Genomic DNA, 20,100 nt, shown 5'->3' with positions numbered 1-20,100 from the left:
TTTATCGATTGCGGTTTCCACGACCCAATGCACGACTCATTTGAGCGGCAATCTGACCCTGGCTGCGTTGAAATCCCTGAACGTCAGGTGTCGTGATATTCATCACAACGTTGACCGACCGCCCGCCACCTGAATCTCGCACGCCCAGCTTTCCATCTGAACCTCTTGCCAAAGGCATGATCGCTTCCGGACCGGCTTCGCCCATCAACCCCATGCCGCCTCGCATGGGAAAGGCGACAGGGCCGGATACGATACCGCCATTGGCAAAGGGCATAACCCGTCCCTGGGAAAAGCTCCCGCCATCGGCAAATGGCAATAGCCCCTCGACCAGACCACCAACCCCTTTTGAAATCAGACCACTTACATGATTTGTCACAGGTTTGATTGCTGCTGAATATGTCGTCTGCACCATCGAGCGCGCCACGCCGTCTAAGGCATCGGACAATTTCATCCCATCAAAGAGCACACCATCAAACGCACGGCGAAGCCCCTTAGACATCCCCCGTTCCAAGGTTGCCATGTCTTTCCCGGTTGCAGCCAACGATTCCCGCACCCTACGTAGTTCATTGTCGAACCCTGCAGCCATCGTTGCTGAACTGCTCAGCGTATCGCCAAGTGTTTCACCGCTGTCCTGAAGGTCAACAAAACCATCATTCTCCGCCATAACGTTCTCCTTGTTCGTTATCTGGATAAACCGCCAACAACGCCTCCAGACCCGACCTGTTCATGGCCGCTTGCCCACCCCCTTGCCCCAGCATGAGCTGCAGTTCGGCAGGCGTCAGACCCCAGAATTGCTCTGGTGTTAATCGCAACCCGTGGATCCCGGCCCGCATCAAAGCGGGCCAGTCAAAATCTTTCATGCTTCCCCCGGCACCATAAAGGCGCGAGCCAAAAGCTCGGCAGCGGCCTTTGCTGCAGCCATCGGCCCACCATCTATGTCGGCCTGCAATAGATCAGTCCGCGAAATGTCCGCACCACTGCCTCGCAAGCCGGCTCCGATAACTGCAAGAATATCTCGGCTGGAAAACTCTGAACCTTCGAACCGTTGGACCAGTTCGACCAGAGATACCGTCTCCAACTCTTGTTCCAATTCGGCCAATGCGCCCAGCGTAAGCTTGAGCACCCGGCGCTGCTGATTGATGACCAGTGCCACCTCACCCGTCCACGGATTGGCCATCAGATCACAGCGCCGTAAAGGTCAGCGCACCAGCACTGGCCAGCGACAACTCATAGGTCGCTTCGCCATTGTGACTTCCCGCATATTCAATTGCGGTCACTTGAAACGGACCTTCGATCGTGCCAAAATCTGGAATGATCACCTGAAACGCAGGTGTTTCGCCATCAAAGAACAACTGTCGTGCGCGTTCATCCGTACCGGCGTCTTTAAAAACGCCAGATCCCGAAATCGCAGCAGACTTGACGCCAGCACCCGACAGCAACTCACGCCATCCGCCCTGGCTCTCCAGGCTGGTGACATCAACGCTCTCGGCGTTAAAGCTCACCCGCGTTGCGCGCAGGCCCGCGATGGTTTCGAACAAACCACTGCCGTTCATATCGACTTTGACCAACAGGTCTTTTCCGTTCTGGGCACCCATACCGTATCTCCAAAGATTGGTTGATTAGTTGTCTTCCACGCGCGCGCGAAACTTGAGGTCGATGCGACGGGTCTGGCCCGTCGAACCTGTTCGATTAGCCACGGCTTTCTCGAACCAAAGCCCAACCAGTCGCCCCCGACTTAGGGGCGGAATAGAAGGGCTAACCAGTGCATCCGTGATGGCGGCGGCCAACGTCTTGGCTGTGGCAAAACCTGCTGCTTCTGACATCACAGAAATTGTGAACCTGTGCAGTGCTCCGGTGCCAGTGCTATCTGACGCCTCACGCACTTCCTCTGCCCCTAGGGTCACATAGGTTTGTGGCAAAGTGCCTGCTGGTACAGCATCATAAATTGCCGATCCAACAAGGTTACTTACCTCAGTATCTGCCAGCAAATGCTGGTAAACCGCTGCTTGCAAAGCCGTTGCCATGCCATAGCTCATGCCGCTATCTCCTCATCTGCAAAACAAGTTAGGAACCGCCCTTCCGGGTCTCGCTCCGCCACCGCACGGATCAGAAAAACCCGCGCACCTTCTCGAAACCGTTGCTCTGGCGCAGGCCGCATAGACGACCCGACAGGAGCCCCCCGGATCACAATCCGGTACCCGGTTCGCGAAATCGCTACGCCCGATAGGGATCTCTCAGATCCCGTTCGCGCGGTAACATCCGCCCACAGCGCCCCAACCGTTTCCCAAGCTTCGTTGAACCCGCCAGCGCCATCCGCACTTCTCAATGGCGTCTCAAGGATCAACTTCCGGGCAAGGTTCGGCGCTCTCATAGCCCCGCCCCCAACCCAAGACGCACCTGACGATAGCGCTGTATCAAACTCGAGACGCCAAACGGCATACAGCCATCACTCAAGCCGGTTTCATTCCGGTATTCGTAGTAATGCGCAGCAAGCAACAACACAGCCTGCGCTAGATCAGCTGGCAATCCACCCCAGTCCGAGGCCATCCCCGCAGTAAAACTCACCTTGATTGAGCCGCCGACCGCCACCATCGGAAACAGCGATCCAGCAGGACGCAATCGCGGGCGCTGGCTGTCTTTTTCCAGACGGTAATCCTCGGTCACCAAAACCGTTTCAACACCCATCGCATCGACAAGCACCAGCTGCTGAACGTCGCGAACAGGCGCCACCGGAAGCACCTCGCCCCCACGATCCCGCCACCGATGCAGCGTCAACGAGAAGTCGCGCGCTATCAGAACCTTCCCTGACCTCGCCTCAATCGCAGCCACAGCAGCGCGCAGAAAGCTTACTAAGATCTCATCCTGTAAACTGTCCTCTGCGAAGCCCGTTCCAAGACGCAGATGCGCCTTGAACTGGGTGATCGGCAAAGCCACCTCAGGAATTGTTGTCTCTTCGATCAACATCATCAATTCACTCCGCATACAGCACCCCCTCGGACAGGGGTCGGATCCTGTGATCTGCAGACACGCATCGCCCCACGTTGCTCGGACGGAGGGGAGCAGCTAGACAACGCAGGGGATCTCTTTCCGACGCGTGTCTGCACCCGGGACCGGAAACCCGGCCCCGCCTTCAACACCGCTTACGCAGTGCCGAATTTCAGCAATTTGATCGCAGCAAAATCGCTTACGTCACCGCCAACGCGCTTGGTGGCGTAAAATAGGACATGAGGTTTCGCGCTAAACGGATCGCGCAAAATGCGCAGGTCTGGGCGTTCAGCAACGGTGTAACCCGCGTTGAAGTCACCAAAGGCAATGGAATAACTGTCGGTCGCCACATCGGGCATGTCCTCAGCGATCACAACGGGATAGCCCATCAAACGCGCCGGTTCAGCCGCTGCCAGGCCATCCGACCACAAGAAACGGCCATCCGCATCTTTCAGCTTACGAACAACGCCTGCGGTTTTAGAATTCATCACAAACGCACCATTGGCGCGGTATTGTGCGCCCAGCGAATAGACCAGACCAACGATATCATCGCCGTCCACACCTCCAGCCGTCCCAGTCGCCACATAGCCGAGATTGCCCCAGCTCCAGCTGTCGTTTTCAACTTGTGGGTGGTTCAAGAAACCACGCGGTTTGTCCGCACCATCACCGTTTACAAAAGCATCGGCCTCAGCGCGGGCAAACTTGTCAGCAATCCGCTCTGCCAACCAGTTTTCAATATCAAACGCACTGTCATCCAACAGGCGCTGCGATGCCTTCGGCAATGCGGACAGCTCGTGCAAAGGAATGGTAATCCGGTCAATAGACGGGGTGCCCGTTTCCGCCGCAGGACCGGCTTCGGTCGCCCACCCAGCACCAACATCCGTATGATCAATGAGCACGTCAAAAGACGTCGCCTCAACATTCACAACAGATGCAATCGAACGGATCGAAGCGGTCGATTTCAAAACCGATTTAACCACATCCGCAGTCTGTGGATCGACCAGATAACCGCCGTCACTGTTTACCGCAGTCGACAGCGATTTGCCTTCCAGCTCCAACCCGCGCAGCCCATCATCATCGCCTGATCGCAGGTAGGAATTGAACGCCTTTTGATGCGGCGCGCCGGTGTCAATACTTGCGGCTAGGTGCGGACGTGCCGCGATTTGTGATTTACGATCCAGCATGGTCATTCGCTCTTCTGACTGTTTCAGTTTAACTTGCACTTCGGACTGAAAGCTCTTGAACTCACTTACAAATCCAAACACGGCCTGCTTTATTTCTTGAACCAAAGGCACATCTTCTCCGGCCAAGGCCGAAAACTCGGTCTTGCTCATCTGCACATCCCTCTATGGGTGAGTGTTCAGCGCGTTATCGACGCGCCATTTCTAACTGGGCACCGGTCAGCACCTCAGCAATCTGGCGCCAGGTGTCTTCAAGCTCCAAGAAAGATCCCTTTGCCGCCACCCGCGCACTTGGCAGCATCGGGAATGTCACCAACGAGACTTCCCAAAGCTCCAGTTCAGTCAAGAGCCGCTGGCCCTTGTCAGTCTTTCGCGCACGCTTTGTGCGGTACCCGATCGATAGCCCGTCAATCGCCCCCGCCTGTATCAAGGCCGCCGCCTCGCGCCCACGTTGGGTGCTTTCCAGCAGCCTGCCTTTGACCCACAATCCCTTGCTGTCTTCGCGCACCTCATCCCAAACCCCGATGGGCTGGGCAGGGTCATGTTGCCACAACATTTTAACACGTTGCCCGCGATGACCCAGCGATTTCAAAGACGCGCAATAGGCCCCTTGTTCCACGCAATCGCCACCTTGGTCCGTCTGACCAAACAGGCTTGCATAGCCTTCGATCACGGCCTCATCCGAAACGGTCAACCCGTCCCCAAACCGCGCAAATTTGTGTTCCAAACCGGTGTCCAAAGTCATGGCACACTCCTCGTAGCTCTATGAAATGTCAGGGTGAAACCGACAAAAAGGATTGAAATGCCTGGGCAAAGATCCCAGCAACAACTCCGTAAACCGTCAGCCACAAACGACGTTCCAACCGCTCCATCATTTCTTCCAATCGGTCCAAACGCCGGCAGAGATTATCGTGTTGGATTTGGGCGACCCGTTCATGCGCTGCCAATCTCAGGCCGGGCGCACAATCAAAGGGCGGGTATCCGGGACCATCAGCCATCAACGTCAGCCGCCAATGCTGGTAGTCCCAACAACGCCCGCTTTTCTGAATCCGTCAGAAAATCTGCTTTCGCCACACGGGCCCACTGGGCGTCTCGCTCTGCGGACAATGCCGGGACTTGATCCAAATCTGGCTTTAGTTCGACAACCTCGCCAGAGAATTCAGACAACCACTCCGACAACGTCGCCGCCACCCGCGTCACCAAGGGCAATACCGTCAGACGATAAAACGCCCGATTGGCCTCTTGATAATTCGCATAGGTCGCGTCGCCTTGAATGCCCAGCAACATAGGCGGAACACCATAGGCCAGCGCGATCTCACGGGCAGCGGCTTCTTTTGTCTTTTGAAACTCCATATCTGAGGGTGAGAAACCCATTGGCTTCCAATCCAAACCGCCCTCCAGAACCATCGGCCGCCCGGCATTGCGCGCACCTTGATAATTCGCCTCAATCTCGTCACTCAAACGTCGAAACTGATCCTCAGCCATCACCCCTTGGCCATCCGACCCTTTCCAAACCAACGCCCCCGAAGGCCGCGCCGCATTATCCAACAGCGCCTTGGACCACCGCGAGGCTGCATTGTGAACGTCCACCGCCATGGCCGCCGCCTGCATAGGCGCAAAGCCATAATGATCATCCTGCGGGTGAAAGCTCTTGATGTGACAGATGGGCGAAACCGCACCACTGGCATCAAATCGGTGTTTCTTGCCGCCAACCGTGTATTCATAGGCAATCGGCCAACCATCCGCGCCCGGTACGACTGCCATCCGGTCGGATCTCAATACATGCAGCTCCAAAGGCAAACCACCCTCGCCCTGAACCGCTTCGATGTACCCGTTCCCTGACAGCAAAAGCTGACCGAAAAGCGTTTCCAACAGCTCTGCGCGCCCCTGTGCTGCATTCGGTCGTTTCACCAGGGCCAACACAGGATGAACATCAAACCGCTGGTCCTGATCCTGCAAGACCAAGGGCAGCGCTGCGGCGGCTTCAGCAATCAACTTAACCGACCGGAACCCTACAGGATTCCCCGAAAAACCCGTCCGAGTCAGCGACACAGCATCCCGCGGGCTCCATGCAACACGACCCGCATTGTGCCATGCCACAACAGGGCCCGTTGCGCTTGCCTTCGTTTCTGGCACATCGGACCTAGCCCCACGGCGCAAGAAATCAAAAACCATGCTTGATACTCCTATCTGCTCGCCGCTGTCCCCGATGGGCTGCTCGGCTTGTTGAGAAGAGTTATCCGCTAAGATTGTTCAGGTTATGGAAACAATGCGTACGGTGCTTAGGCAACACTTACAGCGATCGGATACGTGGCCGTTTGAATTGCGCCGCTGGTGCAATCATCAATTCATGCAAAGCCCAAACCAGCGCATCCACGCGATCCGGCGATCCTTGCCCCTCGTACCCACGTGATGTCATCTGACACATCTGTTCCTCCAGATCAGCCAGTCCACCCACATGGCGCACCCTACGCTGCTCATACAGCGCCGCCACAGGTTCCGCCCGTGCCGCCTTACCGCGCGAGGCATGAACAGCCTTGAACGGCACCAATGGGTCCACCTGCCGCACGACCTCCTCGACCAGCTGCCCACCTTGGTTCACCTCTGCAACCAATCGCTCTGCATTGAACTCATCCATCGCTGCAATTGCGGCACGTGCCCACCCCGCCGGGCCAACACCCTGTACAGTGCGGTCCGCCAGAACAATTCCGCGCCAGTCCTGTGGCGGCCCCTGCAATTGCGCACCCACCACCACAATCCCGCACTCATCCGCCGCAGAACCAGAACTCACAGCAGGATCAAGCGCCACAACCACGCGATCCATCTTGGGTGCCTCTTTCAAACGGACGCCTTCTAGATCTTGCGAATTCCACAACGCACCATCAGCATCCGCCAACAACACCCCATCCAGCTCCTGCCGTCCCAATCGCGTCCCCGCATACCGCACCCGTACCTCTTCCAGAAACGAGGCCGCCAAATTCGCGCGGTTGGCTTCTGTCGCCGCATGGGTCGTCACCGTCGAAGGCGACGCCAACAAATCCTTTAACACACCAACATTCCGCGGGGTCGTAGTCACGCAAACCCGCGGCTGGTCCCCCAACCGCAACGCAAACTGCAACATATCCCAGGTGTCTCTGGCCTTCTTCCACTTCGCCAGTTCATCGACCCAGGCGGCATCAAACTGCGGGCCTCGTAACCCTTCGGGGTCATGCGCAGAGAAGGCCTTGGCCTCGGCCCCATTCGGCCAAATCAACTTATGTTCACCCGCCTTCCAAGTCGGTCGCCGGTCCGGTGGGCTACACGCCATTATGCCACTATCACCGAAAACCATGACATCGCGCACCTGGTCATAGGTTTCGCCAATCAACGCGACCCGCTTCGCCTTGCCCTCCTCCAACGGCAGACTCCCCTCAACCATCGACCGAACCCACTCCGACCCCGCACGCGTTTTTCCCGCGCCGCGTCCCCCCATGATCACCCAAGACCGCCAATCCCCCTCCGGAGGCAGCTGATGCGGCATCGCCCAGAACTCAAAAAGGAAAGGGAGGGCACAAAGCCCCCCCTCCCCAATCTCAGTCAGAAACGTTTCTCTTACTGCAGCAGGTGCGGAGGCGAGCCAACCTGCACCCGACCTCAAATCGGGCTCTGTCCAAGTCGAGTGCGTACCCGCCCTGAGCAATCCCGGCTTGTTTGTTATGTTGTTCAACAAAACTCGTCTCCACTTTTTGACAGTTTCGGATCAGGCCCTCTACCTGACCCAATTGCTTGCCAGACCCAGCAAGGTCTGCATCCTCCCCGGCCTTGATCTGTCGGCGCAAGTCTTCCGCCATTTGCCGCAGATGGCGAATGGACTCCTCAAGAGACCGGAGCAAACCAGCCGTTTCAGAAATCCGCTCTTCCGGGGTAATCAATGTCATGTTGCCCGTTGACCTCATGCATGAGTGATCTCCGCACGAGAGAAACAAAAAACGACCGACAGGAGGGTATCCTGCGGCCGTCGCCCACTTCTTCTAGCATGACAAAACTTATAGCTTAGACCGTGCGCCGAGTCAAGGTTTTCCGCACCACACGCAACACCTAAGCGCCCGGTAACATTAACAAATTCCTAACACCGAAACGAAAAAGGGCGGATCCCAAGACCCGCCCCTCGTGTTTAGTTGTTGTTCCGTTGCGCTTCGATCTCTCGCCACTTTGCAACGTTACGATTGTGCTCTTGCAATGTCTCGGCGAACGCATGGCCACCTGTTCCATCAGCCACAAAGAACACGAAATCCGTCTCGTCCGGATTGACCGCAGCTTCCAAACTTGCCTTCCCAGGGTTGGCGATCGGTGTCGGCGGCAAACCGTTGATCAAATAGGTATTCCAAGGTGTGATCCGCCGCAATTCACTGCGCCGCAGCCCACGCCCCAAAATGGAGCGCCCCTTTGTTATCCCATAAATCACTGTCGGATCCGTCTGCAACTTCATCCCTTGGTTCAAGCGGTTAACAAAGACGCTGGCAACCTGACGGCGCTCCTCAGGAACCCCAGTTTCCTTTTCGATGATCGACGCCAGCACCAGCATTTCTTCCGCAGATTCCAGCGGTAAACCGTCGGGACGCCCTTCCCAAATCGCATTGACCAGCAACTCTTGTTTTTCTTGCATCTCCGCCAAAACCGCGGTGCGCATTGTTCCCGGCGTCACCTCATAGCTATCGGGTGCCAACAGACCTTCTTTCGGAATATCTGCGACATCACCTTTCAGCACATCCATCGCCTTCAGCGCTTGCACAACCTGCCAAGAGGTCACCCCCTCAGCCATCGCAATCCGATACCGCGTATCTGGTTCAGCGCGCTTTTCTGCATAAGCCTCAGGCGCATCCCCCTCGGCAGGGTTGAACGATGCCAGTTCCACGAACTTCTGAGTGACAGGATCCAGCTCCCGGATCAGTGTCTGAGACCGCGTTACGCCAATCCGATAAACAATTTCGGTTCCACAGGTGCTGGCACCACCGCGTGTGATTTCATCGACGATGGCCTCCATCGAGGCCCCCTCAACCACCAAGAAACTGCCAGCCTTCAACCGACTTGCTTTGTCACTATAGTCCGCTCCAAGCCGAAAGATCGCGCCGCTCGTAACAGCACCCTGCTCTTCTAGCTTCTTGCTTACCTTTGACATGTTCGACCCGCGCTCAACCCGCAGGCAAATTGCAGACTCCAGCGGACCGGCATCGGTATACTGTGACTTACCCCAAAGGATCAGCCCGGCACAAAGAAACATGCCAACCGCCAAAACGCTCAGCATGTTCGAGGCGAGACTGCGCCACATTTAGTCGGCCTTCCCGAAGATCACGCTGGCATTGGTGCCACCAAATCCAAATGAATTGGACAAGGCCACATCAATCTTGCGCTCGCGTTTTGCATTCGGGGCCAAATCCAAAGCCGTCTCAACTGCCGGATTATCCAAGTTGATTGTAGGTGGCGCCACCTGATCCCGAATAGCGAGGATCGAAAAGATCGCCTCAATCGCGCCAGCAGCACCCAGCAGGTGTCCCGTCGCAGATTTTGTCGACGACATCGTGGTACTTGCAGCGTGATCGCCCAACATACGCTCTACAGCGCCCAACTCAATGGTATCCGCCATGGTCGATGTCCCATGCGCGTTGATATAATCCACATCCGATGGTTCCAGACCTGCACTGCGCAGCGCTGCGCGCATCGAACGTTCTGCGCCATCCCCATCTTCAGCCGGGGCTGTAATGTGATACGCGTCACCTGACATACCATAGCCCAGCACTTCGGCATAAATCTTGGCACCACGTGCTTTCGCATGTTCGTATTCTTCCAACACGACAATCCCCGCGCCTTCGCCCATGACAAACCCGTCTCGGTCAGTGTCATAGGGACGGCTCGCGGCTTTTGGATCATCCGCGTATTTGGTCGACAGTGCCTTGCATGCGTTGAAACCAGCAATGCCAATCTCACAAATGGCACCTTCACCACCGCCAGCAATCATAACATCCGCATCGCCCAATTTGATCAACCGGCTCGCATCCCCAATCGCATGCGCACCTGTGGAACAGGCAGTCACGACAGAATGGTTCGGGCCTTTAAAGCCAAACTTGATCGAAACCTGACCCGAGATAAGGTTGATCAGTGCGCCCGGAATAAAGAACGGAGACACCCGACGTGGGCCACGATCCCGGATCAGGTTGGCGGTGTCGGCAATCGACCCCAATCCCCCAATTCCGGACCCGATCATCACACCCGTGCGAATGCGTGATTCTTCGTCTTCCGGCATCCAATCGGCGTCGCGACAGGCCATCTCGGCAGCAGCAACGCCATAAAGGATGAAATCATCAACTTTACGCTGCTCTTTTGGCGCCATCCACTCATTTGGATTGAACGTGCCCTCAGTGCCATCCCCACGCGGCACTTCGCACGCATAGGTTGTGGTTACACCCGATGCTTCGGCATCGAACAATGTGATCGGGCCTGCACCGGACTGCCCGTCCAGCAGCCGTGACCAGCTCTCCTCGACCCCACTGGCCAACGGAGTGACCAACCCAAGACCGGTTACAACTACTCTGCGCATGACTGCCCTCTTGCCTGCTTGCATTTAGGAAATGCTCATACCCCGGCCAAGGGCTCGGGGGCAAGAGCAACGGCCCCCTTGACCCTAGCACTTTTCTGCCAGTGGCCCGGAAATCAGGCAAAAAATCGCATTTTCTGCCTGATCAGATGTTTTTCCAGCCCTGTTACTGCAACTCAGCCACTGGCTCTGGGCCTGGCTGTGCAACGGCCAATGCTTCGGCCAGATCCACCGTTTTGCGATACAACGCACGACCGACAAGAACACCAGCAATGTTCGGAATGTAAGTCAGACGCGAAATATCATCGACAGAACGCACCACACCGCTTGCAACCACAGGTGATTTCGCCTTTTCGGCAACCCCCGCGATCAACCCCAGCTGCGCTTCGACATCTTCCATGTCACTGTCAATATCAGTCACGATAATTGCGGCAAACGGCGCATCCGAAAAGGCTTCGATAAACGCCTCAGGAGTAAAGGCGCTGGACGACCGCCAGCCCTCGGTCATGACTTGCCCCTGCCAGACGTCAACTGCCAGAACGATCTGATCCGGGTGGTGTTTCGCCAGCTCTTTGATCAGCTCTGGATCACGCGCCGCAAGCGTTCCAACGACCACCCGGCCTACGCCTTTGTCGATCCAATGTTCAATCGCTTCGCGGCTGCGCATTCCGCCACCCAGCTGAACAGGGATGCCTGCGGACCGAATGATCTCTTCAATCAGTTCTGCATTGCCATCTTCACCTTCGATTGCATCGAAGTCAGTGATGTGCATCCATTCGGCCCCTGCCGCGGCAAACCCGCGGGCTGTTTCGACTGGATCCACATGCCACAGCATGGCTGAATCCAAACGCCCCTTGTCAAGCGTCACACAACGCCCCTTCTGGAGCTCCATAGTCGGATATATCATCATGTGCCATTTCCTCTACTAAAGGCCACATCGAACCAGTGTAGCATATCCAGCCCGAATTTCCGAAAGCCGATCAGAACGGCATCACCTGTCCTAATTGCGGCGTGATCGGATCAAACTTTATTTGGCGGACCATTTCGACGCATCAACTGCACAGGCGTCCCTTTAAATTCGGCCTGTCTCAGCACGTCATATCCAAGCTTCTCAGCAACCCGAAACGAGGACACGTTGTCCTCGTCGATAATAGCGACCAAGGGTCCCGGCATGATCCGGTCAAACCAGTCGTGCGCCGCGCGGGCAGCCTCATAGCCCAGGCCCTGCCCTTGGGCCATCGCTGACACGATCCAACCCGCTTCAGGAAACGAGTCGAAATCTTCACCCAACTCACGGTTGGTGAAAAAAAATCCTGCCTGTCCGATCATCTGACGCGTACTTTGCTGAACTATGGCCCACTGGCCAAACCCCGTCATTTGCCAATGCCCGGCATTGCGCAAAAACGCATCCCAGGATTCGCCCCGTGTACGCGGTTGCCCACCAATATGGCGCACAACATCAGGCGAAGCCCAAATCTCTGAAAATCGATCAAAATCTTCCGGTCGCATTGCACATAGTGTCAAGCGAGCGGTGTTTATCATTGGAATGGAACGGATCATTGAACGCCGGTTCCTTTTATCTGCCTCAACCCTAGGGTGCAGATGCAAACCGCTCAATGCAAGCACGATATAGGTGCCACAATAAAAAAGGCGCCTCCCTGCCGGGAGACGCCTGATTTTCGCTCACGCGAAGTGTCGCTTAGGACGCTTCGGTGATGAATTTAACTGCATCGCCAAACGTTTGGATGGTTTCGGCTGCGTCATCAGGAATCTCGATGCCGAACTCTTCTTCGAAGGCCATAACCAGCTCAACAGTGTCGAGGCTGTCTGCGCCCAGATCGTCGATGAACGACGCATTCTCGGTCACTTTATCTTCTTCAACACCCAGGTGCTCTACAACGATCTTCTTTACCCGATCTGCGACGTCGCTCATGGTCATTCCTCATTATTCAGGGCGTTGTGCCCGGTTCTGCCCTTGCCCGCACGGGGTGGCTTGGTTTTGCCCGGTTCGGGCGGTTAAGGTCCCGGGTATCCGGGGGTGCAAGGATCAGCCCCATCGACCGACCCCGTAAGATTGTGCGCCGCCTATAGCACAGACAACGACAGAGGCAAACGCTTTCCCGTCTGCCCCTAAGTGGCTCACAACATGGCCATGCCACCGTTAACATGCAAGGTCGAACCCGTCACATAAGCAGCTTCGGGGCTTGCCAAATACAACACAGCAGCCGCAATTTCCTTGGGATCGCCCATCCGGCCGGCTGGCACCTGTGCCAGAAGACCGCTCTTTTGATCATCCGTCAACTTTTCAGTCATTGCAGTGGTGATAAAACCGGGCGCCACTGTATTCACAGTGATTCCCCGGCTCGCCACTTCGTGTGCTATGGATTTTGCCATGCCAACCATGCCTGCTTTTGATGCGGCATAGTTCGCCTGCCCTGGATTACCAATGGCGCCAACAACGGACGAAATATTCACGATCCGCCCCCAACGCGCTTTCATCATGCCGCGCATGACGCCACGGCACAAACGCATTGTCGCCGTCAGATTCACGTCAATCACACGATCCCATTGGTCATCCGTCATACGCATGAACAGATTGTCTTGCGTGATGCCCGCGTTGTTTACCAAGATATCAACCGACCCCATCGCCTCAGCCGCTTGCTTAGGCAGCGCTGTGACAGCTTCGGCATCGCCCAGATTACACGGCAACACATGCGCGCGCTCGCCCAGATCATCCGCCAACGCCTGCAACGGCTCAACGCGTGTGCCCGACAGCCCTACTGTTGCGCCTGCGGCATGCAAGGCACGCGCAATATCGCCACCAATACCACCCGAAGCACCGGTGATCAGCGCGTTTTTTCCGGTCAAATCAAACATAACATGTTCCTTTTCGCGCCCGCAGTCAGTGCTGCGGGTCTTGTCGTTCTTGTTTGCGCAAGCCCTGAATTACAGCAGCTTTTGCACATCATCCGGTGTACCAACAGCTTTAGAGGCAATCGACCGGTCAATTTTGCGGATCATACCCGACAGTGCCTTACCTGCACCAATTTCCCAAGCCTCAGTAACGCCCTGCGTCGCCATGTACTGCACGCTCTCACGCCAGCGTACAGAACCGGTCACCTGCTCAACTAGCAACTGTCGGATCACATCCGGATCAGTCACGGTTTCAGCCCGCACATTCGCGATCAAAGGCACAGCCGGTGCTTTGATTTCAACAGCGGCCAAGGCTTCTGCCATGACATCCGCCGCTGGCTGCATCAATGCACAATGGAACGGGGCACTCACCGGCAACATAACAGCCCGCTTTGCACCCTTTTCCTTGGCAATCACAGCGGCCCGCTCAACCGCAGCCTTGGACCCAGAGACCACAACCTGCGTTGGGTCATTGTCGTTTGCCGCTTGGCACACGTCACCTTGCGCAGCCTCCTGTGCAACCGCCTGTACCGCGGCCAGATCCAACCCCAAAATTGCCGCCATAGCCCCTTCGCCCACAGGCACAGCACTTTGCATGGCTTGTCCACGGGTGCGCAAAAGGCGCGCGGTGTCGGCGACCGAAATCGCGCCACTTGCGGCCAAAGCGGAATATTCGCCCAACGAATGCCCTGCAACAAAGCCCGCTTTGGCAATGCCTAGCCCTTCGGCCTCGAGCGCCCGCATGGCAGCCATGGATGTGGCCATCAACGCAGGCTGTGCATTTTGTGTCAGCGTCAACTCGGCAATATCGCCTTCCCAGATCAGCGCGCTCAGTTTCTCACCCAAAGCTTCGTCAACTTCGTCGAAAATAGCCTGCGCAGCCGGATAGCTCTCCGCCAGTGCCTTGCCCATGCCAATAGCTTGTGCACCCTGTCCGGGGAAAACAAATGCGATAGTCATACGTGACTTCTCCCTTAAAATCGTTGCCAGCGGGTTTAGACTGTGTGCCACCTCCGCACAAGCTCTGCATCCAGACACTGCACCTGTGCAACAACGCAAGTTGCAGACCACTCGGCAGGCGGTAATGTGCATATAGATAGCGTTACAGGAGCCCCCATGCCCTATTCCAACACTCACAGCACCTATGGAGGCGTTGCCAAGACCTTTCATTGGCTCACTGCCCTGCTGATGTTCACCGTGATTCCCGTTGGGTATTTCGCCAACGATCTGGCCCATGCGATCACAGATCCGGCGATCACCACAACCGAGGCCGACCTGACACAGGCTGCCTTCCTGTTCTCGCTGCACAAAACCTTGGGCGTGATTTTGTTCTTTGTGGCAATCGCCCGCGTTCTCTGGGCCCTCACCCAGCCCAAGCCCGGACTTTTGAATGCCGATAACATCCCCGAAGCCTTTGCCGCTGAAACCATCCACTGGCTGCTCTATGGTTCCCTGATCCTCGCCCCGCTCAGCGGCTGGATTCACCACGCCGCCACGACCGGGTTCGCCCCAATCTGGCTACCCTTTGGGCAATCTCTTCCCTTCGTTCCCAAAGACCCAGCCTTTGCGGAATTCATGTCCGGGTTACACTATGTCTTTGTGTGGACATTGATTGCCGCCTTGGCGCTGCATATCGCGGGGGCCCTCAAGCATCACATCATAGACCGCGACTCGACACTGCGCCGTATGCTTCCCGGTGCGCCGGACATCCCAGAGCTCAGCCCACAGACCCACAGCGGTATGCCGCTTGTCGCCGCGCTTTTGCTTTGGGGGGCAGCCTTTGGAGTCGGCACATTCATCGGCGTTTTCGACCACTCCGCATCACACACCCAAAGCGCTGAGCTGGAAGCCGTTCAATCCGACTGGGTCGTGCAGGACGGAACACTCGGACTTACCGTTACTCAAATGGGCAGCCCAGTCACCGGCAGTTTTGCCGACTGGACCGCTGCAATCACATTTGACGACCCAGACACATCGGGTCCGGCCGGTGCAGTAGATGTCACCATTGCGATCGGATCGATTTCCCTTGGATCCGTCACAAGTCAGGCGGTTGGCAAAGACTTCTTTGACGCCGCTATCTTCCCAACCGCCACGTTCAAAGCAGACCTGTTCAAAACGGAAACCGGATACGAGGCCCGCGGGCCACTCACTATTCGGGACAAATCAGTCGATATCATCCTGCCCTTTAGTTTGGACCAGCAGGAGAACACGGCAATTATGACGGCTGAAACCCACCTCAACCGATTGGACTTCGGGGTTGGCAGTCATATGCCCGACGAGGGATCATTGGCCTTTGGCGTTACCGTTTCGGTAACCTTGACCGCTACACGCAGCGAATAAAGCCAAGCCACACCATTCCAAAACAAAAAAGACCGCCGACAAATTCATGTCGGCGGTCTCTTAGATTAAAACAAGTATATCTGGATTACTCAGCTTTCATCGCTTCAACCGAGATATTCAGGTGAACTTCATCACCCACAAATGGCGCGAATTTGCCGACGTTAAAGTCTGACCGTAGCAAAGTCGTGGTCGCATCAAACCCGGCCCACGGCTTGCCCGCCATCGGGTGATCACCTGCTTGGTTCAGCTTTGCATCCAAAACAACAGCTTTGGTGACGCCATTCATGGTCAGGTCACCTGTGATATTTGCTGTGTTTTCACCCGTTACTTCGATCCCTGTTGAGGTAAACGAAACAAGATCCGTGTCTTTGGCACCAAAGAAGTCGTCAGACATAAAATGCCCATCACGCGCTTCCCAGCCGGTAAACATCGACTTCACAGGCATTGAAACCTCAACCGAAGAGGCCGCAGGATCTTCCTGATCAAACATGATCACGCCTTCGAATCCGGAGAACATTCCATATGTGGTCGAAAAACCCAAGTGGTTGTAGTTGAACAGAACCTGGCTGTGGCTGGAATCCAGAACGTATTTTTCAGAAGCGGCCAAACCGGCAGTTGCGAAAGTGGCCAAAGCAGCGGCAAGCAGAGTTGTTTTCATGGAAAAGCTCCGTAGAGAATAAGTAAACGCACGTCCAAGCATTTGAACGCGCTCTTAAACAGATGGGCCACCAACCGGTGGCACTCAACTCTCTATTCTCTAACAGACTGTGTGATCAAATGAACATCACGTGAGTTACGCGGAAATTGTGACGTGATCGCTCAGTTGCGTACGAAGAGTGTGACGGATCTCTGCGGTTTCGATGGGCAACCGCATCAGCAAGCTGCCATCCACATCAAAAAGTTCTACAAAATGTTCGTTGAATCGTACACTTCCCAAGCTGTCATAGCTGCGACGAAGAACTGTCTGAGGGCGTCCGCGATTGTTTTTCTGTAGCACTCGAACTTCACGGCGAATGGAATCGAAATACGCCTCGGGCTGATTGTCGACATGATGCATCATCAGCAAAGCCAAACCGCACAGCAAGAAAAACAACGACGTTCCCAGCTTCATCAGCGCCAAATCAGCCGACAGGTTCGATCCGGGAAAAATCCACATCGTCGCGGATCCCAAAATCAAGGCGGTGCCAACAATTCTGAACAAAACAGTGCGAATGGGCCAGTTCGGAGCAAAACAAATCATCAACGGCACTTTGTTCTCATATGAGGAAAGTGCGGGCAAAGTCTGAAACGTTTGGGTTTGAACGGCAGTCATATCATTTGCACCCTATACAGCGGTCATAAACGTCGTGGGATAAATCCCGTCATGGTTAATGATTGCTAAACAAAACGTCAGGAATGGGGCACCAAAGCGGTCAAAGGGCGGCATGCCTGTCCTGTAACACCGCAACGTCTACGGGGCTTGCTCCCGGCTCCCAACCGTGTATATGGAGCCATCCGTTTGCAAGACAGATCGAACCGCGCAGTCTCTCGTGGTGGGGCCGCAAACGGCATTTGCCCCGCCTTTGAAATGCGCCTTGAAAGAAACAGGAGTTCACATGCCCCTTTATGAGCATGTCATGATTGCGCGCCAGGACTTGTCCAACACGCAAGCCGAAGGCCTCATCGAACATTTTGGTGCCGTACTGTCCGACAATGGCGGCAGCCTTGTCGATCACGAGTACTGGGGCGTCAAAACGATGGCCTACAAGATCAACAAAAACCGCAAGGGCCACTATGCCTTCCTGCGTTCGGATGCACCTGCTCCGGCCGTTCAGGAAATGGAACGCCTGATGCGCCTGCATGACGACGTGATGCGCGTTCTGACCATCAAGGTCGACGAGCACAAAGAAGGACCTTCGGTCCAGATGCAGAAGCGTGACGAGCGCGAAGGCCGCCGCGAGCGCCGCTGATCTTAGCTTGAGAAAAGGACACTAAACCATGGCTGCAAAACCATTTTTCCGCCGTCGCAAAGTCTGCCCCTTCTCGGGCGACAACGCACCGGCGATCGACTACAAAGACACTCGTTTGCTGCAACGCTACATCTCTGAGCGTGGCAAAATTGTTCCCTCGCGGATCACAGCCGTATCGGCGAAAAAGCAGCGTGAATTGGCTCGTGCCATCAAACGCGCCCGCTTCCTCGCCCTGCTGCCCTACGCCGTGAAGTAAGGAGACCTGACAATGCAAGTTATCCTTCTCGAACGCGTTGCGAAACTGGGCCAGATGGGCGACGTCGTAGACGTTAAATCCGGTTACGCACGCAACTTCCTGCTGCCTCAGGGCAAAGCTAAAACCGCTTCGGCAGCCAACTTGGCCGCGTTCGAAACGATGAAAGCTCAGCTCGAAGCACGCAACCTGGAAACCAAAGCAGAAGCCGAAGCATTGGCCGAAAAGCTCGACGGACAGCAGTTCATCGTGATTCGCTCTGCTTCTGACGCGGGTGCACTTTACGGTTCCGTTACTCCACGTGACGCTGCCGAAGTTGCAACTTCCGAAGGTTTCTCGGTCGATCGCAAGCAGGTTGTTCTGCTGGCACCGATCAAGGATCTGGGTCTGCACACTGTTCAGGTTGTTCTGCACCCTGAAGTTGTTGCAAACATCGACATCAACGTGGCTCGCTCGGTTGAAGAAGCCGAACTGCAAGCTTCGGGCAAATCGATCCAGGAACTGGCTGCTGAAGAAGAAGCCGCTGCAGAATTCGAAATCTCGGAACTGTTCGACGATATCGGTTCAGCTGCATCCGACGACGACGATGCGCCGGCTGCTCCTGCAGAAGACGACAGCAACGCCTGATCGGCCTGCTCACGTATTTCAAAGAAAAGCCGCGCAAACCCTTGCGCGGCTTTTTTTGTTTCACGAATTGGGATGGGTTACCCCAGAATGGAATACGGTTCTTCAACGCCATAAAACACGCCCGCATCAACATCCACAGTGTCGATCAACGTGTTCAAAATGACGACCCGCCCAACTTGATCTCCGTCGTGCGCGCCCCCATTGCCGCCTTGGTTGCTCACAAACGTCAGGATGGTGTCATCACGGCCATTTCCATCGAAATCCGTATGCGTCACAGTATCAAGATTCACAGTATGACCCGCAAACTCTAACGTATCCCCTTGGTTCGCGCGGAAATCTTTGACGATTTTGGTGCCCATCGTCTCGACCCAATGATCGTGTACATTGTCGTTTTCCCCGGCAACGCCATTCATTGAATAGTCGATATTTCCGGTGTCATCCGTGTGTTTGTCCAAAATTTCCTGCTTTGCATCGATCAGCCACCGAAATTCAAACCGATCCGCACCGCGCCCCCCAATCAAAACATCGGTGTCACTCAGGGGTTCATCGGCGTTTACAAGCGCATTCGCGTCTTGTGCCGGAATGGGTTCACCGCCCCAACTAAAGCCATATAGCAGATCATCGCCCTGCCCCCCTTTCAGAGTGTCATCCCCGGCGCCCCCTTCCAGCAGGTCATTGCCCTGACCGCCGATCAGCACATCCTCGCCATCGCCTGCAAAGAGCCGGTCATTCCCTGCTCCGCCCCGAAGCGTGTCATTGCCCGTTCCGCCGCTAAGGTCGTCAACGCCCTGACCACCCCAAAGCTGATCATCACCATCGTCTCCAGCAAGGTAATCATTCCCCTGTCCGCCGCGCAGTAGATCGTTACCAGCCCCGGCAAACAGAAAATCATCGCCAGTCCCGCCGCGCATATCATCGTCGCCACCGCCGCCATCCAGGATATCGGCCCCTGTGCCACCGCGCAGTTTGTCGTTGCCTAACCCGCCGGATAGGTAATCATCGCTCTGGCCACCCCTGACATCATCATTACCCTCGCCACCCTTTAGAACATCGGCACCTTGACCGCCTTTCAACAGATCATCGCCCTGCATCCCAAAGACAAGGTCATCGCCAGCACCGGCTAGTACCACATCCGCACCAGCCCCGGCATCTACGGTATCATTCCCGCCCCGACTGCGGATGCGATCATCACCTTCTAGGCCAAGAATTAGGTCTTCTAAGCTTGTTCCTTTGAGGATGTCGTTGTCGATCGTTCCGATGATTTCGCCCATGAGTTGTCCT

27 protein-coding genes are annotated in these 20,100 nt (G+C 55.8%); 4 read left to right on the top strand and 23 right to left on the bottom strand.

The window, feature by feature from the left end:
• Position 1 precedes the first annotated feature (1 nt).
• The 20 genes from ABWV33_RS11045 to fabD all read right to left on the bottom strand — a co-directional run bounded on the left by ABWV33_RS11045 (position 2) and on the right by fabD (position 14,610).
• Positions 2-664 carry an RcGTA-type gene transfer agent tail tape measure protein gene (locus tag ABWV33_RS11045; protein WP_113824402.1) on the bottom strand — a complete coding sequence of 221 codons (663 nt, stop codon included), beginning with the start codon at positions 662-664 and terminating at the stop codon, positions 2-4.
• A complete protein-coding gene (locus ABWV33_RS11040; protein WP_113824403.1) occupies positions 651-860 on the bottom strand; it encodes a rcc01693 family protein in 210 nt (69 codons plus the stop codon). The genes ABWV33_RS11045 and ABWV33_RS11040 overlap by 14 nt, the downstream gene beginning before the upstream one ends.
• Positions 857-1,177, bottom strand: coding sequence for a gene transfer agent family protein (locus ABWV33_RS11035; RefSeq protein WP_113824404.1), 321 nt, complete (start codon positions 1,175-1,177; stop codon positions 857-859). The genes ABWV33_RS11040 and ABWV33_RS11035 overlap by 4 nt, the downstream gene beginning before the upstream one ends.
• Before the next feature lie 4 nt (positions 1,178-1,181).
• On the bottom strand, positions 1,182-1,595 hold the full coding sequence (locus ABWV33_RS11030) for a phage major tail protein, TP901-1 family (protein ID WP_113824405.1): 414 nt from the start codon (positions 1,593-1,595) through the stop codon (positions 1,182-1,184).
• Positions 1,596-1,619: 24 nt separating this feature from the next.
• The gene (locus ABWV33_RS11025) at positions 1,620-2,036 is read right to left on the bottom strand and encodes a DUF3168 domain-containing protein (RefSeq protein ID WP_353330734.1); all 417 of its coding nucleotides are present in this window, start codon (positions 2,034-2,036) and stop codon (positions 1,620-1,622) included.
• Positions 2,033-2,371: a head-tail adaptor protein gene (locus tag ABWV33_RS11020; RefSeq protein WP_353330732.1), complete on the bottom strand. Its 339-nt coding sequence runs from the start codon at positions 2,369-2,371 to the stop codon at positions 2,033-2,035. The genes ABWV33_RS11025 and ABWV33_RS11020 overlap by 4 nt, the downstream gene beginning before the upstream one ends.
• Complete coding sequence (locus ABWV33_RS11015) at positions 2,368-2,967, bottom strand: head-tail connector protein (RefSeq protein WP_353330934.1); 600 nt, start codon at positions 2,965-2,967, stop codon at positions 2,368-2,370. The genes ABWV33_RS11020 and ABWV33_RS11015 overlap by 4 nt, the downstream gene beginning before the upstream one ends.
• 173 nt (positions 2,968-3,140) lie before the next feature.
• Positions 3,141-4,319 (bottom strand): phage major capsid protein, encoded by a 1,179-nt coding sequence (locus ABWV33_RS11010; protein WP_353330730.1) that lies wholly within the window; start codon positions 4,317-4,319, stop codon positions 3,141-3,143.
• A gap of 34 nt (positions 4,320-4,353) precedes the next feature.
• Positions 4,354-4,911: an HK97 family phage prohead protease gene (locus ABWV33_RS11005; RefSeq protein WP_113824409.1), complete on the bottom strand. Its 558-nt coding sequence runs from the start codon at positions 4,909-4,911 to the stop codon at positions 4,354-4,356.
• A 28-nt stretch (positions 4,912-4,939) separates the two neighbouring features.
• A complete protein-coding gene (locus ABWV33_RS11000) occupies positions 4,940-5,164 on the bottom strand; it encodes a GTA head formation protein, RCAP_rcc01685 family (RefSeq protein ID WP_113824410.1) in 225 nt (74 codons plus the stop codon).
• Positions 5,157-6,341: a phage portal protein gene (locus ABWV33_RS10995; protein ID WP_353330727.1), complete on the bottom strand. Its 1,185-nt coding sequence runs from the start codon at positions 6,339-6,341 to the stop codon at positions 5,157-5,159. Before ABWV33_RS10995 ends, ABWV33_RS11000 begins: the two co-directional genes overlap by 8 nt.
• A gap of 118 nt (positions 6,342-6,459) precedes the next feature.
• Positions 6,460-7,746: a DNA-packaging protein gene (locus ABWV33_RS10990; protein ID WP_502930910.1), complete on the bottom strand. Its 1,287-nt coding sequence runs from the start codon at positions 7,744-7,746 to the stop codon at positions 6,460-6,462.
• Complete coding sequence (locus ABWV33_RS10985; RefSeq protein WP_113824665.1) at positions 7,739-8,083, bottom strand: hypothetical protein; 345 nt, start codon at positions 8,081-8,083, stop codon at positions 7,739-7,741. The genes ABWV33_RS10990 and ABWV33_RS10985 overlap by 8 nt, the downstream gene beginning before the upstream one ends.
• Positions 8,084-8,319: 236 nt before the next feature.
• A complete protein-coding gene (gene mltG, locus ABWV33_RS10980; RefSeq protein WP_353330723.1) occupies positions 8,320-9,474 on the bottom strand; it encodes an endolytic transglycosylase MltG in 1,155 nt (384 codons plus the stop codon).
• Positions 9,475-10,740 (bottom strand): beta-ketoacyl-ACP synthase II, encoded by a 1,266-nt coding sequence (gene fabF, locus ABWV33_RS10975; RefSeq protein WP_113824414.1) that lies wholly within the window; start codon positions 10,738-10,740, stop codon positions 9,475-9,477. It abuts the gene before it with no gap.
• A gap of 163 nt (positions 10,741-10,903) precedes the next feature.
• Positions 10,904-11,647, bottom strand: a complete 744-nt coding sequence (locus ABWV33_RS10970; protein WP_113824415.1) for a 1-(5-phosphoribosyl)-5-[(5-phosphoribosylamino)methylideneamino]imidazole-4-carboxamide isomerase — start codon at positions 11,645-11,647, stop codon at positions 10,904-10,906.
• Between the two features lie 110 nt (positions 11,648-11,757).
• Positions 11,758-12,297, bottom strand: coding sequence for a GNAT family N-acetyltransferase (locus ABWV33_RS10965; RefSeq protein ID WP_353330720.1), 540 nt, complete (start codon positions 12,295-12,297; stop codon positions 11,758-11,760).
• Positions 12,298-12,436: 139 nt separating this feature from the next.
• Positions 12,437-12,670: an acyl carrier protein gene (locus ABWV33_RS10960; RefSeq protein ID WP_028091986.1), complete on the bottom strand. Its 234-nt coding sequence runs from the start codon at positions 12,668-12,670 to the stop codon at positions 12,437-12,439.
• Positions 12,671-12,876: 206 nt separating this feature from the next.
• On the bottom strand, positions 12,877-13,614 hold the full coding sequence (gene fabG / locus ABWV33_RS10955; RefSeq protein ID WP_353330718.1) for a 3-oxoacyl-[acyl-carrier-protein] reductase: 738 nt from the start codon (positions 13,612-13,614) through the stop codon (positions 12,877-12,879).
• Positions 13,615-13,683: 69 nt separating this feature from the next.
• A complete protein-coding gene (fabD, locus tag ABWV33_RS10950) occupies positions 13,684-14,610 on the bottom strand; it encodes an ACP S-malonyltransferase (protein ID WP_164617481.1) in 927 nt (308 codons plus the stop codon).
• Positions 14,611-14,766: 156 nt separating this feature from the next.
• On the opposite strand from fabD, the gene ABWV33_RS10945 reads away from it, so the two are divergent.
• Positions 14,767-15,990 (top strand): cytochrome b/b6 domain-containing protein, encoded by a 1,224-nt coding sequence (locus ABWV33_RS10945; RefSeq protein ID WP_353330716.1) that lies wholly within the window; start codon positions 14,767-14,769, stop codon positions 15,988-15,990.
• Positions 15,991-16,075: 85 nt separating this feature from the next.
• Here the strand turns inward: ABWV33_RS10945 and ABWV33_RS10940 are convergent, their stop codons facing one another.
• A complete protein-coding gene (locus ABWV33_RS10940; RefSeq protein WP_113824420.1) occupies positions 16,076-16,648 on the bottom strand; it encodes a YceI family protein in 573 nt (190 codons plus the stop codon).
• Positions 16,649-16,783: 135 nt separating this feature from the next.
• Positions 16,784-17,302: a hypothetical protein gene (locus ABWV33_RS10935; protein WP_113824421.1), complete on the bottom strand. Its 519-nt coding sequence runs from the start codon at positions 17,300-17,302 to the stop codon at positions 16,784-16,786.
• A 283-nt stretch (positions 17,303-17,585) separates the two neighbouring features.
• Between ABWV33_RS10935 and rpsF the strand changes: the two genes are divergently transcribed.
• Genes rpsF through rplI form a run of 3 tightly spaced genes read left to right on the top strand, consistent with a single transcriptional unit; the run spans position 17,586 to position 18,819 of the window.
• A complete protein-coding gene (gene rpsF, locus ABWV33_RS10930) occupies positions 17,586-17,939 on the top strand; it encodes a 30S ribosomal protein S6 (protein WP_113824422.1) in 354 nt (117 codons plus the stop codon).
• Positions 17,940-17,967: 28 nt separating this feature from the next.
• A complete protein-coding gene (gene rpsR / locus ABWV33_RS10925) occupies positions 17,968-18,195 on the top strand; it encodes a 30S ribosomal protein S18 (protein ID WP_005852865.1) in 228 nt (75 codons plus the stop codon).
• Positions 18,196-18,207: 12 nt separating this feature from the next.
• A complete protein-coding gene (rplI, locus tag ABWV33_RS10920; protein WP_121997056.1) occupies positions 18,208-18,819 on the top strand; it encodes a 50S ribosomal protein L9 in 612 nt (203 codons plus the stop codon).
• Between the two features lie 77 nt (positions 18,820-18,896).
• Here rplI and ABWV33_RS10915 read toward each other — a convergent pair whose 3' ends face one another.
• Positions 18,897-20,090: a calcium-binding protein gene (locus ABWV33_RS10915; protein WP_353330712.1), complete on the bottom strand. Its 1,194-nt coding sequence runs from the start codon at positions 20,088-20,090 to the stop codon at positions 18,897-18,899.
• Positions 20,091-20,100: the final 10 nt, after the last annotated feature.

It is taken from the genome of Phaeobacter sp. NW0010-22 (genome assembly GCF_040365955.1).
GTDB lineage: Bacteria > Pseudomonadota > Alphaproteobacteria > Rhodobacterales > Rhodobacteraceae > OMPR01.
This window is presented reverse-complemented; position numbering and strand designations above follow the sequence as displayed.